Below are 16192 nucleotides of genomic sequence, written 5' to 3'. Positions count from 1 at the left end.
TTAATTTCCTTCTTTCCAATGAGTAAATAAAATATATATTTTCAGAAAAAACAGTAAGTCTACTATAAATAGGTAGTTGTACTTATGTCAAAGAATTGAAGTTTGCAAAATATTGATTATTTTAACATTAATTTGAATAGTAAGATATTTCAAGGGTGTATAGTTAATTACATTTATCTAATTTTCCGTTATAATACAAAGAATTGAATTTACAGAGGAGCAAATACATGCTAAAACAGTTTTTTTCCTATTACAAACCGCATAAGCGATTATTTATCATTGATTTTACAAGTGCTGTCATCGTCGCAATTTTAGAACTAGCCTTTCCAATTGCCGTACAATGGTTTATTGATAAACTTTTACCAAGTGGCGAATGGGGCTCAATTGTGACAGTGAGCGTACTACTTTTAATCATTTACCTTGTTAGCACCTTGTTGCAATATATCGTCAGTTACTTAGGCCATAAACTTGGCACTAATATTGAAACTGATATGCGACAAGAACTCTTTAATCATGTACAGAAACAATCTTTCCGCTTTTTTGATAATACAAAAACAGGCCATATAATGAGCCGTGTTACAAATGATTTATTTGATATTGGCGAGCTTGCTCACCATGGTCCAGAAGATCTCTTTATTGCAGTTATGACGTTTTTCGGAGCTTTTGCAATTATGTTCAGTATCAATCCTCAACTAGCCTTAATTGCTATAATCATGGTACCCTTTTTATTTTGGTTAGTAACATATTGCAATGTCAAAATGAATGAAGCTTGGAAATCGATGTACGGAAGTATTGCAGACGTCAATGCTCGCGTAGAAGATAGTGTGTCTGGCGTACGTGTTGTACAAGCATTCACAAACGAACAATTTGAAATGGATCGTTTTAAAGTTAATAACGATCGTTTTCGTCTCGCTAAGCTTTCTGCATATAAAATTATGGCTGGTACACATTCCAGTATTTATATGATTACCCGCCTTGTTACACTAATCATCTTAGTTGTTGGAGCATGGCTGAGCTTCAACAAACTGCTAACTTACGGTGAACTTGTTAGCTTCGTTCTCTATTCCAATGTTCTAATTAAACCAGTCGATAAAATTAGCGCACTACTAGAGATGTATCCAAAGGGAATGGCTGGCTTCAAGAGATTCCTTGAACTAATTGACCAAGAACCTGACATCCAAAATAAGAGGAATGCAATCGATAATCATGCATTATCTGGAAATGTTCAATTCAACAATGTACATTTCGGGTACGAGTCCTATAAAGAGATTTTGTCCAATATTAATTTATCGATTCATGAAGGACAGACAATTGCGTTCGTTGGTCCTTCAGGTGCTGGTAAAACAACAATTTGTTCATTAATACCCAGATTTTATGATGTCACTGGAGGTTCGATTTCCATTGATGGCATCGATGTACGTGATATGACGTTACACTCTTTACGCTCACAAATTGGCATCGTACAACAAGACGTCTTCTTATTTACCGGAACAGTGCGAGATAATATTGCTTATGGTAAACTTGAGGCTACGTTTGAAGAAATTCAAGAGGCTGCAAAAAAAGCCCATTTAGTGGAATTTATCGAAGGTCTTCAAGATGGTTATGATACACAAATTGGTGAAAGAGGATTGAAGTTATCTGGTGGTCAAAAACAACGACTAGCAATTGCACGTATGTTCCTTAAGAATCCTCCAATTCTAATTCTAGATGAAGCTACATCTGCACTAGATACGGAAACAGAGAAGATCATTCAACGTGCTTTAAATGACCTTGCAAAAAATCGCACGACCCTCGTAATCGCTCACCGTCTAGCTACAATACGAGACGCCGATCGTGTAATCGTCGTTACTGAAGACGGAATTGCTGAAGACGGTAAGTACGATGAGCTTGTCGCAGCAAACGGAATTTTCACAAAGCTACACAACATACAATTTAATCAAAACTAAAAGAGTAGGGGTCGATTTCACATCGACCCTCTACTCTTTCCTATTACAAGATAAATTCAGCGAAACGATTTGCGTCCGCTTCTTTCATTTCAACTTTCAATACAGTACCTTCTTCTTCATATGCTGTTTCCTGAATATTGCTATACTCATTCAAATACGAAACAATATCCCCTCGATCGTGCGGTATACATATGCGACATGTAACATAATCCGAGAAAATGTGACGACGAACAACTTGTAAAAGCTCATCCAACCCTACGCCTTCTTTTGCAGACATCCAAACTGTATCTCCACTTACATGTGGATATTCTGCATTAGCAAGATCTGCCTTATTGTACACATACACTGTTGGAACGTCTTCAACACCGACAGCATGTAATGTATCATTCGTTACTTCCATCATATACTGATATTCTTCGTTTGAAGAGTCCACAACATGTAAAAGTAAATCTGCATCTCGTGCTTCTTCTAAAGTAGAACGAAACGCCTTTACTAAATGGTGAGGTAATTTGCTAACAAAGCCCACGGTATCAGTTAATAGGAAGCTTTTATGATCAGGTAATTCAATTTGTCGAACCGATGTTTCAAGAGTAGCAAAAAGCATATCTTTTTCGAATACTTGTTTATGTTCTTCATGCTCAGTTTTACGTAACAACTGATTCATAATCGTCGATTTCCCGGCATTCGTATAACCTACAATGGATACGACTGGGATTTCATTTTTGCGTCGTTGCTTACGCTGCGTTTCGCGTTGTTCTTTGACCACTTCTAAATCACGGCGTAATTTTGCAATTTGATCCTCTATTTTACGACGGTCCAATTCAAGTTTCGTTTCACCTGCACCACGGTTTTTGAAGCCGCCACCTGTTCCCCCACCTTGTCGACTAAGAGATGCATGCAAGCCGACTAATCTTGGTAACATATATTGTAACTGTGCTAATTCTACTTGCATTTGTGCTTCCTTCGATTTTGCACGTCTAGCGAAAATATCTAAAATCAGCATTGTACGATCGATAACTTTACATTCTAAATCAGCCTCAAGATTTCGTATTTGAGATGGTGATAACTCATCATCGAAAATGACTAAATTTGCGTCAGATTCATCATAGAAATTTTTAATTTCTTCTATTTTACCAGTTCCAACAAAATGAGATGGATTTACACGTTCTAAATTTTGCGTAACCGTGCCCACTACTTCTACCTCTAGCGCTTCGGCTAAATTTTGGAGCTCTTCAAGCGAATATTCAAAATGAACATCCCCTCGTAAATTAACACCGACTAATACGGCTTTTTCAATTAATTCATCCAACAAATTTCCTCCTCTTACTACACAAAGCAAAGTGTCTGAATATATTCTTAACTTCCAATTGAAAATAAATAATAGAATAGACCGATTTGTCTACTCTTCTCTTAATATTCCCTTATAAAATCCTCTAATAAACAATGCTTTTTAATCCTCTGTAAAATATTCAAACAGTACCATTCGAATGTCATTTAGAAACCCTCTGTTAAAAAGGTTAATTTATCCTAACACACTCAATTCTTAACTCTCAACCTTTTACAATTTCGATTGTATGCAATCGTTCCTTACTATTACTCTTTTTCTCAAAAACAAAAGTCGTATTCCCCAGCTTCAATGTATTCTCCCTTGTCGGTAACGATAATAATCTTGACCAATGAATAAGCTTCTCTTCTACATTTTTCACATGGAAGATACAACGCTTAATCGTTAATTTTTCATTTTCTGGTTTGACTGTACCATCTTCTCTTAGTGACGAGTAGCGTTCTTCGTCTGACTGCTCCCACTGTATAAAAAATGGATAAGGTAATGTATGGTCTATTTTATGATCGATGAAAAGCATCTTCCATTTGCGCAAATCGCCATTGGATGTTCTTCTCTCGGCAGGGATAATACCTGATGTGCGATAGCCCATTTTTTTAAAATAGCGATTTTTCTTTTCTAAATCGTTTGAGCGTAAGCATAATGATGCAAACCCTTCTCCATCGACAATATCATATAAAAGTTGTTTCACTAAAGGCTGAGTTGATTGTTTTGCTATATTTTCATGTTCAATAGCAAGCCACTCGATATAACTATTCTTTGTATAAAATAGTGCATTATACGTTCCCCAATCCAAATGCTGCCCGCCTTCAACAGGATGCAAACCTTCAATTTGTTCCTGTTCGACAACCTGCTGTGGATTTTTGGTTGTGAAATATACGACATGATCTAATTCAAACATCCTATCACCCCCTATGTATATAGAAAAGTCCGTAGCTGTATGTATGCAAGCATAGCCAACTACGGACACAAGAATGATTAGCCCTCTTGTTCTTCTTTCAATAACTCTATTGTTCTATCAAACTCTTCTTCAATTTCTTTATTAGGTTTGTATGTTAATAAACTAACAACAACCGCAACTAGTAGACAGATGATAAATCCTGGTACAATTTCGTACATAGCCGCATGGAGCTTATCATTAGAACCCCAAACGTAAGCTGTTACTGCGCCAGTTACCATACCTGCTAAAGCACCCCAGTTTGTAATTTTCTTCCAATACAATGTCAATAAAATAATAGGACCAAACGCAGCACCAAAACCCGCCCAAGCGAAGGATACTAAGTCTAAAATTTTGTTATCCTGTTTCCAAGCTAGCGTCATAGCCAAAATAGATACTAAAAGTACGGCCATACGTCCTAAGAAAACATATTGTTTATCTGTAGCATTTGATTTAAATACCGCTTTATAAATGTCTTCCACTAATGCAGATGATGTTACGATTAATTGAGATGAAATCGTACTCATAACTGCTGCTAAAATTGCCGCAAGCATAATCCCAGCAATAAATGGGTGGAATAGAATTTGACCTAAAACAATGAATACTGTTTCGGGATTTTTTAATACCTCGGCATTTTGTTGATAATAAGCAACCCCTACAAGTGCTGTCGCAATCGCTCCAAATAAACTTAGTAACATCCAGCTTATTCCGATTCTACGAGCTTGCTTTGTTTCTTTAACGCTCTTGATCGCCATAAAGCGAACAATAATATGTGGCTGGCCAAAATAACCTAGACCCCATGCTACTGTAGAAATAATTCCTGTAATCGTTGTACCTGCAAATAAGCTTAATAAGTTAGGATCAACTTCTTTAATAGAATCTACAGTCTCTCCTATTCCACCTGTTAGGAATAAACCGAATATCGGAACAATTATAAGTGCTAAAAACATGACCAACCCTTGAATGAAGTCTGTATAACTAACAGCTAAAAATCCACCGAACAGTGTATAGGCAATTACAACACCAGAAGAAATTAATAGCCCTGTATGATAATTATAACCAAACGAACTTTCGAAAAATACTCCCCCCGCAACCATTCCTGAAGATACGTAGAAAGTAAAGAATACAAGGATAATTAAACCTGAAGCAATGCGAAGTAACTTTGTATTGTCTCTTAAGCGGTTATCTAAATAACTTGGAATCGTAATTGAATTATTTGATACTTGTGTGTACATACGTAAACGTGGTGCAACAAATACCCAGTTTAAATACGCCCCTACTGTTAAACCAATCGCAATCCATGCTTCTATTAATCCACTTGCATAAATTGCACCAGGTAGCCCCATTAATAACCAACCTGACATATCTGCTGCCCCAGCACTTAATGCTGTAACTGCAGGTCCTAATGAACGCCCCCCAAGCATGTAATCTGTCAAATTAGATGTACGCCTAAATGCATACCACCCAATTGCTAACATTGCAATCATATATATAACAATTGCAATAAGTTGATACATATTATCAGACATGCTAAATCCCCCTTAAACTATGTAATATAACTATTTTATCATGATTATTCTAGCTTAAGTAAATAGAATATTATATTTATTCAGATTGCGTTAACATTTATCTTCAAATTTACCTAAGAGAACAGATTATACGCCACTTCAACGTATGATCTGTTCTCATGACAACTCACTTAACTAGGTAATCTTGTGATAATTCTCTTAGTCTAAACTTCTGAATTTTACCTGAAGCTGTCATTGGATATTCATCTATAAACTGAATATATTTCGGTATTTTATGATAAGAAATCTTCCCTTTACAATATGCTCTGAGCTCCTCTTCCGTGACAAATGCCCCTTCTTTTAATATAACCCAAGCCATTAGTTCTTCCCCATATTTTTCATCCGGTACTCCGACAACCTGAACATCTTGTATTTGTGGATGCTCATATAAGAACTCCTCCACCTCACGTGGATAAATATTTTCACCCCCACGAATAACCATATCTTTAATCCTCCCCGTAATATCGATATATCCATCCTCATCCATAACCGCGATATCGCCTGTATGAAGCCAACTTTCGTCATCGATTGCTGCATGTGTAGCTTCCGGGTTATTATAGTAACCCTTCATTATTAAATAACCACGCGTACACAATTCACCCGGTGTACCGACTTCTACTTCATCTCCAGTCACTGGGTCAATAATCTTCACTTCTACATTCGGATGAGGCTTACCTACTGTAGATACACGCTTTTCAACCGAATCGTCCGTCCTTGTTTGTGTAATAACTGGTGAAGCTTCTGTTTGACCATAGCAAATAGTAATTTCACGAGCACCCATATCATTAATGACCTTTTTCATTACTTCTATTGGACAAATCGACCCTGCCATAATTCCTGTACGGAGTGAAGATAAATCAAACTTCCCGAAGTCAGGATGATTTAACTCTGCGATGAACATTGTTGGCACTCCTTGTAGTGCCGTACACTTTTCATTTTGAACAGTCTGTAAAACTAAACGTGGTTCAAACTGTTCCACCACTACCATTGTGGCACCACGTAATACAGAAGCTAATGTACTCATCACACAACCAAAGCAGTGGAAAAATGGCACAGGTATGCACAAACGGTCGTGCTCTGTTAAGTGAATATATTCTCCAACTAGCTGACCATTATTAATCACATTATTATGTGTCAACATAACTCCCTTTGGAAAACCCGTTGTACCTGATGTGTATTGAATATTAATAACATCATCTGGATCAAGAGAATGGAGACGTTCTTCTAATTCCCCATCTGTCACTTGCTCCGCAAATTCTACAAATTCACTCCATTTATAAATACCAAGATAATCATTTTCACTCATAACAATTACACGCTTAAATCGAGGTAATTTATCTGACTGAATATAACCTTTTTTAGAAGTTGCTAATTCCGGGCATATTGTTTGAATTATATTAATATAGGAAGTACCTTTAAATTCTTCTCCTAATATCAATGTCGTCGAGTCCGATTGCTGGAGTAAATATTCCAGTTCTTTTTCTTGATAATTCGTATTTACTGTTACAAGGACGGCCCCCATTTTCCCTGAGGCAAACTGACTAAGTAACCATTCCCTCTTATTATCTGACCAAATGGCTATATGCTCCCCTTTTGCAATACCTATACCGATAAATGCCTTAGCTAATTCATCTGTTTCATGATCAAATTCCGCATAAGTTCTTCTCACATTATTTTCCGGATACACATATGCCTCATTATTTGGAAACGCTTCCACTGTATGGCGTAAAACTTCCCCAACAGTTTTATGTAATAACATAAAAAATGCCCCCCTTTGCTCGCAGTATTATATTCGTTATTTTATCATAAAATTCAGATTAATTAACTTATAAATTGGTAGAGTTTATTAATTATTCTTATTTTTTCCCAATAAAATAGAGTAATCTTTAATTTTCTACATTATTATAATGGAGACTTAACAGAGGAACATGTTCAAATTGCTAGTATGTTTGTGAAACATATAAAGTGGCAAACTTAATAAAAGTATAATCTATTACTTTCTTAGCGATTGGCATCATTTCGCCAATAGCCCCTTTTATTTGCCTGAACTAAGATATAAAAACACCGTTTTAAAAATTATATTTACGTCAAATCTATTGACTAGAAACTAAAACATGGTATTATTTTAAATAACTTCAATACGTTGAAGCGACAAAGTATATATTCCGAGTGATGGACATAGTAGGTATTTTACAGACAGCAATTAGAGACTAAGTAGTTGGTGCAAACTTAGGTCTGTTCTATAGATGAATTACACCATTAGATACTCGTTTTAATTAAGTGGTTGGATACAATTATTCAACAATTAGGGTGGTACCGCGGAGTTCTCCTTCGTCCCTGTTTATAGGGATAGAGGGATTTTTTTATGCCATTTTATAATTTAGGAGGATTTCCATGTTTCGTATTCAAGCTAAAATAACACCATCTTTTTTTGAAGCTTTACTTCTTGTAGGCATCATTATTACAACAATGGGGATTAGTATTGCCAAGTTCGATGCAGTACCTCATATGCCAATTATTATAAGCATTTTATTGTTACTCACATACGGCCTAATCAAAAAGGTTTCTTATAGACAACTGGAAGAAGGCCTAGTTGAAGGCTCCAAAGCAGGTTTAAGTGCCATTTTCATCTTCTTCTTTATCGGTATTCTAATTAGTAGTTGGATGATGGGTGGTACCATTCCAACAATGATTTACTTAGGTTTCCAAACAATTACTCCACATTTCTTCTTTGCGGTAGTCTTCCTTGTTACATGTATTGTTGGTGTTGCGATTGGTAGTTCACTTACCACTACCGCAACAGTCGGTGTAGCATTTATCGGTATGGCAAGCGCAATGGATATTTCTTTAGCTATTACTGCAGGCGCTATCGTTTCAGGTGCTTTTTTTGGCGATAAAATGTCACCTCTATCTGATACGACAAATCTCTCATCTGCCATTGTTGGTGTAGATTTATTTGAACATATTAAAAATATGGGATGGACAACAATCCCGGCATTTTTTATCTCATTAGTTGTTTATGGTGCAATTTCGCCGAATAAAGAATTACAACACGCAGACAAAATTGATGCATTTCAAAACGGTCTGTTACAAACAGGTATGGTGCATTGGTATACGCTAATCCCTTTAGCTATTCTTATCATTCTAACTTTGAAAAAAACACCCGCTATTTTAACATTAGCAGTTAGTTCTATCTCAGCTATAATCGTTGCATACTTCCATACGCAATTTGGGATTAGTGAAGTAATGGACATTTTATTTAATGGTTTCAAATCTACTACAGGTATAGAAGACATTGATTCCCTACTTTCACGCGGCGGTATTAATAGCATGATGTTCACAATCGGACTTGTCCTTTTAGCACTTAGCATGGGTGGCTTATTATTCACGCTTGGTATCGTGCAAGCTCTTTTATCAAAAGTAGAAAGCTTCTTTAAAAGTACTGGCTCTGTGATAACAGGTGCAGCAGTTACAGCAATTGGAATTAACACATTAATCGGTGAGCAATACCTATCTATTCTATTAACAGGTGAAGCATTCCAAGCACAGTTCAAAAAGGTTGGCTTGAAAAGTAAAAACCTTGCACGTGTTATGGAGGATGCAGGTACAGTTGTAAACCCACTTGTTCCTTGGAGTGTATGTGGTATTTTCATCACAAAAGTATTAGGCGTTTCAACTTTGGATTACTTGCCATTTGCCTTATTCTGTTTGTTATCACCAATCTTAACAATTCTATTTGGATGGACAGGCAAAACACTTTCATATATTGACAAAAAATAATTACTCAACTTCTTTTATTCTTTGATGGCGGTGAATTATGGTACACTAATGCCAACTATTAAACAATAAAGAAGGCGAGTAACAATGGAATATCAAGAAATGATACAAGCGTTATTACAACGATTGTTAAATAAAGAATTAGTAGCTGCTACAATTAGCCAGCCACGTACAAAGTCAAATGAAATCAAACGTATTAAATTGAAGCCAATTGAACTAAAGGGTATTTATCATATTCAACTTGAATATCAATATGAACGTATTTTAAAGCATGAAAATGTACCTTTATCTTCTATTGAAATGACAGTTAATGAGCTATTTGAGCAGTTCCGTCAATTTCATGGGGAATTCACTAGTGAAAATATACAAATCCAACTTTCCAAGAAAAACAAAGTATTTTGGAAAGTTGAGCAAACGGCAAATAAAACGGTCAACCTTTCACATAATCGCAAAAAGAATTACCTGTTAGATCCTGAAACAGTTTATCCATTCCTTATCCGTTTAGGGGTGCAATCTGCTGATGGTAAAGTAAAAAAACAAAAATATGATAAGTTCAAACAGATAAATCGTTTTATCGAATTTATCCATGATTCACTCGACTATTTACCGAAAGACCGTACCATTCGTATAATCGATTTTGGTTCAGGTAAATCCTATTTAACTTTTGCACTTTATCATTATTTAAAAATTGAGCAAGGCTTGGATATTCGTGTAACAGGCTTAGATTTAAAGAAGGAAGTCATTGAGCACTGTGCTCAAATCGCCAAAGATTTAGAATATGATCAACTTGAATTTTTGGTAGGTGATATTAATGACTATAATAATGAAACAACTGTCGATATGGTCGTTACTTTACATGCATGTGATGTTGCTACAGATATGGCATTAGCTCGTGCAGTAAAATGGGGAGCGAAAGTAATTTTAAGTGTTCCTTGTTGCCAACACGAATTAAATACTCAAATTCAATCTTCACCACTCGATATTATGCTTCAACACGGTTTAGTAAAAGAGCGATTTGCAGCTCTAGCTACAGACTCTATCCGCGCGGAAATTTTATCGCTCGTTGGTTATGAAACGCAGCTGCTAGAATTTATCGATATGGAGAATACACCGAAGAATATTTTAATTCGAGCTTACTTTACAGGTAAAAAACCAACAGATATTCAAAAAGAACGTTATGATGCATTGACTAATTTTTTATCCGCAAAGCCTTTTTTAGAAAAAGAATTAAAGGAATATATTCAGTAATAAAGACTCCTATACCGACAATTGGTGTAGGAGTTTTCATTTAATTTCCTCCTTGTTTATGCACGCTCTTCATTGAAAAAATTATATTCATCATGTTTGTTACTTTATACAACACTATCGGAAATTTAATTTTCCATTCACTTCATTTTTCTATATATAAGCTATCAATTTATTAACTTATAGTGATTAAATAAAAGCAAAGTGGATATCAATGAAGAAAAATCATTTTTAGTAGGCAGGTTTCAGATTGAAATATAAAAGGGTATTAACATTTTTGTGTATTAATGTAAAATGAGAGAACTACCAATGTGATATGATTTAAATGACTAGTAAAAATTCATAATGTGTTGTGAAATGAAATACACAGGATTGTATCTAAAGACAATGATTTAGGATACAGGTTTTATAAAAAAATTAAGAAATGAATTTGGGTAAACTATAAGATGTTAATCTGGTTCTTGTTGATACTGAAGTAGATTAATCAAAGGAGTATATGTATAAATGAAAAAGTCTGTGTTTTTAATTTGCCTCATTATTATATTGGGTGGGACGGGCTATTATGGGGTTTCAAAATATGAAGAAGTGAAATTAAAAGATGAAGAAAAACTTAGAGAAGAAGTTGTTGATTATTTAAAAAATAAAGGGTTTAATATGGATGATTATTCTTCTCCTAAGTACGTGAAAGATAAAAGTTTGAAAGGTTCCAAATCCAATAGTATAGAAATTATTTTTAATAATGAAAAAAAATATACATACTACTTTATCAAGGAGAATGGCAAAGTTAAAGTTTTTTACGCTAGAAATAACGATACCTCTGAAGCAGATTATAATAAAAAAGAGCCCCGAAAATGAAGTAAACCCAGAAAGTTAGACAAAATAATTTAATTATATCTATAGAAGTGTGTCCGGTATTATACCGAGCTCATTCCTTTTAATTTTGCCTTAATACATTTGTGATTGTAATAGTGAATGTATTTTCTAATTCGATTTTGAAATGTTCCATACTTTCAAATTCTTGTAGTTAAAGTAATTCAGATTTTGATGACTTTTAATCCATGCTTTAATTCATAGGTCACTTGTGCTTTTTGTAAATCTTCAATTTTCTCTACTCTTGAACTAAGGCATGCAACTTTTTTAAATACACATTCTCTATTCATACCCGTTCGTTTTCAGCGATTATAGCTTCATAAGAACTTTCTGCTTTTAGATAAAGAATTAAAGGTATATCTCAACTAATAATTTCTCCAATACCAATATTTGATGTAGGAGATATTTATCTACTCAGATATATTGTAAGAAGTACAGTGAAGAAAAATCATATCCCCCCTTATAAATGGTATACTCTTATCCAAAAAGGAAACCAATCCCATTCCCTTGAATTTTTTGTCTTGTAAAGCATTGACTTTTCACTGATAATGATTATCATTATTGTAGATATAAAATCGAATCAAAGAAAGTAGGATATCAATGAAATCAAAATCATTATTAGCCATTTTATTAGCAGGAAGCGTTATCGTAACAGGATGCAATAGCTCAGATGAGGAATCTACTGTTAAGAAATCATCAACTGAAGCAACAACTAAAGATACAGAAGCAATTGACTTACAAGCTGAAGTGGATGCATATAAAGAATTCGCTCTTGATCAAATGGACCAATTCACAACTGAAACAGAAAAATTCGTTGCTGCTGTAAAAGCTGGCAATATTGAAAAAGCAAAAGCCATCTACCCAAATGCTCGTATGTTTTTTGAACGTTCTGAACCAATCGCTGAAAGCTTCGGTGATCTTGACCCTCGTATTGATGCTCGTTTAGCTGATTTAAAAGAAGAAGGTCAAGGAAAAGAAGATTGGAGTGGCTACCACAAAATTGAATTTGGATTATGGGAAGAAAATACAACAAAAGGCTATGAAAAAACAGCTAATCAATTACTTAAAGATGCAAAAGAATTACGTGCGCGAGTAGAAACAGTTGAAGTAACTCCTGATTTAATGATGACCGGAGCTATAGACTTATTGAACGAAGTTTCTACATCTAAAATTTCAGGTGAAGAAGAAATCTTTTCTCATACTGACTTATATGACTTCAAAGCTAATGTCGAAGGTGCCGAAAAAATCTTTACTATTTTAGAAAATAAAATCGAAGCAAAAGACCCTGAATTGGCTAAAAACCTAAATGAAAAATTCAAAGGAGTTAATGATTTGCTAGCTAAATACGAAACTAAAGATGGTTACGTTTCTTACACGGAGCTTACAAAAGACGATACAAAAGCTCTAGCTGAAGCAGTAAACCATCTTGGAGAACCACTAAGTCAAATGGGAACTATATTGGAGTGAGATTACAATGACTGAAACAAAAGACGAAAAAATCTTAGATAAAAAAATTTCACGTAGAAAGATGTTGAAATTAACTGGTCTTGGTGCTGCTGGTGTAGCAATTGGCGCAACAGGTCTTGGAGGTGTCATCAAAACCTTTGGTATGGATTTCTTAGATGACGATTCAACAGCTACCAATAAGATAAGTTTCTACGGCAAGCATCAATCTGGAATCGCAACAGATGTGCAAACAAATATCTATTTCGCCTCTTTAAACGTTTTAGTTACTTCTAAACAAGAATTGCAAGATTTGTTCAAAATGTGGACACCTCTTGCTGTACGTTTGATGAACGGTGAAATGATTGGCGATTCAACAGCTAATGGCATGGTTCCTCCAAAAGATACTGGGGAAGCCAAAGGACTTGATGCAGCTAACTTAAGTATTACCTTTGGAGTTGGACCATCTCTTTTTGAGAGAAAGGAATTCGGACTAGCTTCTAAAAAACCAAACGAATTAAAAGACTTACCTCACTTTCCAAAAGACCAGTTAGATGCTGCCTATACAGGTGGGGATATTTGCATTCAAGCATGTGCTGACGATCCACAAGTTGCGTTCCATGCTGTGCGTAATCTAGTACGTGCGGCTTCTGGTAAAGTTTCTTTGAAATGGTCACAAGCTGGTTTTAATGCATTTCCTATTTCAAAAGGAAAAAAACAAACTCCGCGTAATCTATTTGCATTTAAGGATGGCACAGAAAATCCGATCACTTCTAGTAATAAAGATATGGATAAAGTGGTTTGGGTACAGTCTGGTGAATCTAAAGGTTGGATGACTGGCGGTTCTTATTTAGTTGCCCGTCGTATTCAGTTACATTTAGAAACTTGGGACCGAACTTCTTTAAAAGAACAAGAGAATACATTTGGACGACACCGTGATAGTGGAGCTCCAATCGGCAAAAAAGATGAGTTTGAAGCGATGGATATCGATCGAAAAGATGACAAAGGAAATTATATTGTCCCTGAAACTTCACATGTCTTTCTTGCGAAATCTGTCGATGCACGCATACTACGCCGTTCGTATTCATACTCGTCTGGCGTGATGGATGCTACAGGCTCATATGATGCAGGATTACTATTTGTTTCATTCCAAAAAAATCCTGAGCAATTCATTAAAATTCAAAATAGTCTAGGCCGACTAGACAAAATGAACGAATATATTACCCATCGAGGCAGTGCCTTATTCGCTTGCTTCCCTGGTATACAAAAAGGGAGTTATATCGGTGAAGCACTTTTTAAAACGCTGTAGTCAAATTGCCGTTATTCTTGGATTAATCATCTTAACATCGTTACATTCTGTAAATGCCGCTCCATCTTATAGTCATTTATATATTTCTATTAGTGATGCCATTATGAACTCTAAGCAGGATCAAGATAAAGAAGCGATCGATGCTATTAAAACATTCCAGTCTGATTGGAAAAAAGCTGATGTTAAAACATCTGACGAAACAAAAGCAATAGAATCCTCTTTAGCTGATGCTTTAAATGCCTCCTCTAAGGAAGACCGTCTTACTGCACTTACAAAGCTATCAAAAGCATTAACAGCTCTAGAAAAAGCTGAAAATCCTGTAGATGAAATGGCAGAGCGTGCTGGATTTTTAAAAGCGATTACTCCTGCATTGAACTTACTAGGTCAAACCATTCAAACTGGTGACGTAGAAAAAATCGAAGTGCAGTACAAACAATTCAATACTTTTTGGAAAAGAACTGAACGCCCAGTACGTGAGCATGATATTGCAGCATATGGACAAATCGAAACACAAATGTCCTTTATGCGTATGACACTTGCTGATGACAAACCTAATGTCGATTCATTAACAGATCAATTCGACTCATTAAAACAAGCGATAGATAACTTTGCATCCGGGGAAAAAACAGCTACTCAATCTGGTACCTATTCCCTGCAAACATTATTAAATTTAATCGATGATGCAAAAGACCAAATTGCTGATGAAGAATACAATAAAGCATCTGCTACTATTAAAAAGTTCATCATTACATGGCCTAATGTTGAGGGTGATATTCGCACTAAAAACGCCAGCCTTTATACGAAAATCGAAAGTGATATGCCTATCATCGCCAGCAATTTAATGAAAGATTCTATTGATGTTAAGGACATCACTTCTCAGTTAAACAACTTTAAACAGCAAATCCAGCTTATCCAAGGCGATCAGAACTATAGCTTTTGGGATTCAGCATTAATCCTTTTACGTGAAGGTCTGGAAGCTTTATTAATCATTATTGCACTTGTAGCTTTCTTAAAAAAATCTGGACAAACACATATGGAAAGATGGATTTATATCGGTGCTGGTATCGGGATAGGTTTGAGTGCTGTGGCAGCAATTTTAATGTCCACATTATTCAACTCGACAACTATTAATACAAGCCGGGAAATGCTAGAAGGATATATTGGACTTGTAGCCGCTGCTATGATGATTGGTGTCGGTATGTGGATGCATAGTAAATCCAACATCAAATCATGGAACAATTACATTGCAAAACAAATGGATCATGCAATGTCTAAACAAAGTGTTTGGGCAATGACCTTCATCAGTTTCTTATCTGTTTTCCGTGAAGGTGCTGAAACGCTTGTATTCTATGCTGGTATTGCACCTAAAATGTCGACTTTTGACTTCACATTAGGGATTATCATTGCACTTGTTGTTTTAGCTGTCGTAGCTATTGTATTGCTCCGTGCAAGTGGCAAAATTCCAATTCACTACTTCTTTGCAGTGGCAACGGTATTAATCTATTTATTAACATTTAAAATTATCGGTGTAAGTATTCATACATTGCAATTAACGGATGTGCTACCGACATCCATTATTAGTAATCTGCCTGTATGGGCTTCAATCGGTTTCTACCCTACAGTTGAAACAATTATTGGACAAATAATTTTAATTGTTCTAGTAATTATTACTTTCTTCTACAAACGCCGTAACGAAAAAGCGACTGTATGAGACTATCAAAAAGAGCGATCAGCCTAATGGCTAATCGCTCTTTT

General features: G+C 35.4%; 11 protein-coding genes and 2 pseudogenes. 7 read left to right on the top strand and 6 right to left on the bottom strand.

Annotation, left to right across the window (positions count from 1 at the left end):
• The first annotated feature begins 227 nt into the window (after positions 1 to 227).
• Positions 228 to 1946, top strand: a complete 1719-nt coding sequence (locus ACQKMD_RS04110) for an ABC transporter ATP-binding protein (protein WP_427749723.1) — start codon at positions 228 to 230, stop codon at positions 1944 to 1946.
• A 43-nt stretch (positions 1947 to 1989) separates the two neighbouring features.
• Here ACQKMD_RS04110 and hflX read toward each other — a convergent pair whose 3' ends face one another.
• From hflX to ACQKMD_RS04090, 4 genes are all read right to left on the bottom strand, one after another.
• The gene (hflX, locus tag ACQKMD_RS04105; RefSeq protein WP_427749721.1) at positions 1990 to 3255 is read right to left on the bottom strand and encodes a GTPase HflX; all 1266 of its coding nucleotides are present in this window, start codon (positions 3253 to 3255) and stop codon (positions 1990 to 1992) included.
• 241 nt (positions 3256 to 3496) lie between these two features.
• Positions 3497 to 4189 carry a VOC family protein gene (locus tag ACQKMD_RS04100; RefSeq protein ID WP_427749719.1) on the bottom strand — a complete coding sequence of 231 codons (693 nt, stop codon included), beginning with the start codon at positions 4187 to 4189 and terminating at the stop codon, positions 3497 to 3499.
• 77 nt (positions 4190 to 4266) lie between these two features.
• Positions 4267 to 5754: a sodium/proline symporter PutP gene (putP, locus tag ACQKMD_RS04095; protein ID WP_427749718.1), complete on the bottom strand. Its 1488-nt coding sequence runs from the start codon at positions 5752 to 5754 to the stop codon at positions 4267 to 4269.
• Between the two features lie 166 nt (positions 5755 to 5920).
• A complete protein-coding gene (locus ACQKMD_RS04090; protein WP_427749716.1) occupies positions 5921 to 7552 on the bottom strand; it encodes an AMP-binding protein in 1632 nt (543 codons plus the stop codon).
• A 635-nt stretch (positions 7553 to 8187) separates the two neighbouring features.
• Here ACQKMD_RS04090 and nhaC point away from each other — a divergent pair.
• The 3 genes from nhaC (at position 8188) to ACQKMD_RS04075 (ending at position 11670) form a co-directional block, all read left to right on the top strand.
• A complete protein-coding gene (nhaC, locus tag ACQKMD_RS04085; RefSeq protein WP_427749714.1) occupies positions 8188 to 9573 on the top strand; it encodes a Na+/H+ antiporter NhaC in 1386 nt (461 codons plus the stop codon).
• A gap of 84 nt (positions 9574 to 9657) precedes the next feature.
• A complete protein-coding gene (locus ACQKMD_RS04080; protein WP_427749712.1) occupies positions 9658 to 10818 on the top strand; it encodes a class I SAM-dependent methyltransferase in 1161 nt (386 codons plus the stop codon).
• 501 nt (positions 10819 to 11319) lie between these two features.
• Positions 11320 to 11670, top strand: coding sequence for a hypothetical protein (locus ACQKMD_RS04075; RefSeq protein ID WP_427749711.1), 351 nt, complete (start codon positions 11320 to 11322; stop codon positions 11668 to 11670).
• A gap of 59 nt (positions 11671 to 11729) precedes the next feature.
• On the opposite strand, the pseudogene ACQKMD_RS04070 reads toward ACQKMD_RS04075, so the two are convergent.
• Both ACQKMD_RS04070 and ACQKMD_RS04065 read right to left on the bottom strand, forming a co-directional pair.
• Positions 11730 to 11839: pseudogene (locus tag ACQKMD_RS04070) on the bottom strand (IS3 family transposase); the annotation flags it as partial.
• 34 nt (positions 11840 to 11873) lie between these two features.
• A pseudogene (locus tag ACQKMD_RS04065) lies at positions 11874 to 12016 on the bottom strand (IS3 family transposase); the annotation flags it as partial.
• 269 nt (positions 12017 to 12285) lie between these two features.
• On the opposite strand from ACQKMD_RS04065, the gene efeO reads away from it, so the two are divergent.
• The 3 genes from efeO to ACQKMD_RS04050 are packed head-to-tail and all read left to right on the top strand — an operon-like array spanning position 12286 to position 16148.
• Positions 12286 to 13152 carry an iron uptake system protein EfeO gene (gene efeO, locus ACQKMD_RS04060; RefSeq protein WP_427749709.1) on the top strand — a complete coding sequence of 289 codons (867 nt, stop codon included), beginning with the start codon at positions 12286 to 12288 and terminating at the stop codon, positions 13150 to 13152.
• 7 nt (positions 13153 to 13159) lie between these two features.
• Complete coding sequence (efeB, locus tag ACQKMD_RS04055) at positions 13160 to 14437, top strand: iron uptake transporter deferrochelatase/peroxidase subunit (RefSeq protein ID WP_427749707.1); 1278 nt, start codon at positions 13160 to 13162, stop codon at positions 14435 to 14437.
• The gene (locus ACQKMD_RS04050; RefSeq protein WP_427749706.1) at positions 14412 to 16148 is read left to right on the top strand and encodes an FTR1 family iron permease; all 1737 of its coding nucleotides are present in this window, start codon (positions 14412 to 14414) and stop codon (positions 16146 to 16148) included. Before efeB ends, ACQKMD_RS04050 begins: the two co-directional genes overlap by 26 nt.
• Positions 16149 to 16192: the final 44 nt, after the last annotated feature.

Origin of the sequence: Viridibacillus sp. NPDC096237, from assembly GCF_050278625.1 — a bacterium.
In the GTDB taxonomy this organism is placed as follows: domain Bacteria; phylum Bacillota; class Bacilli; order Bacillales_A; family Planococcaceae; genus Viridibacillus.
This window is presented reverse-complemented; position numbering and strand designations above follow the sequence as displayed.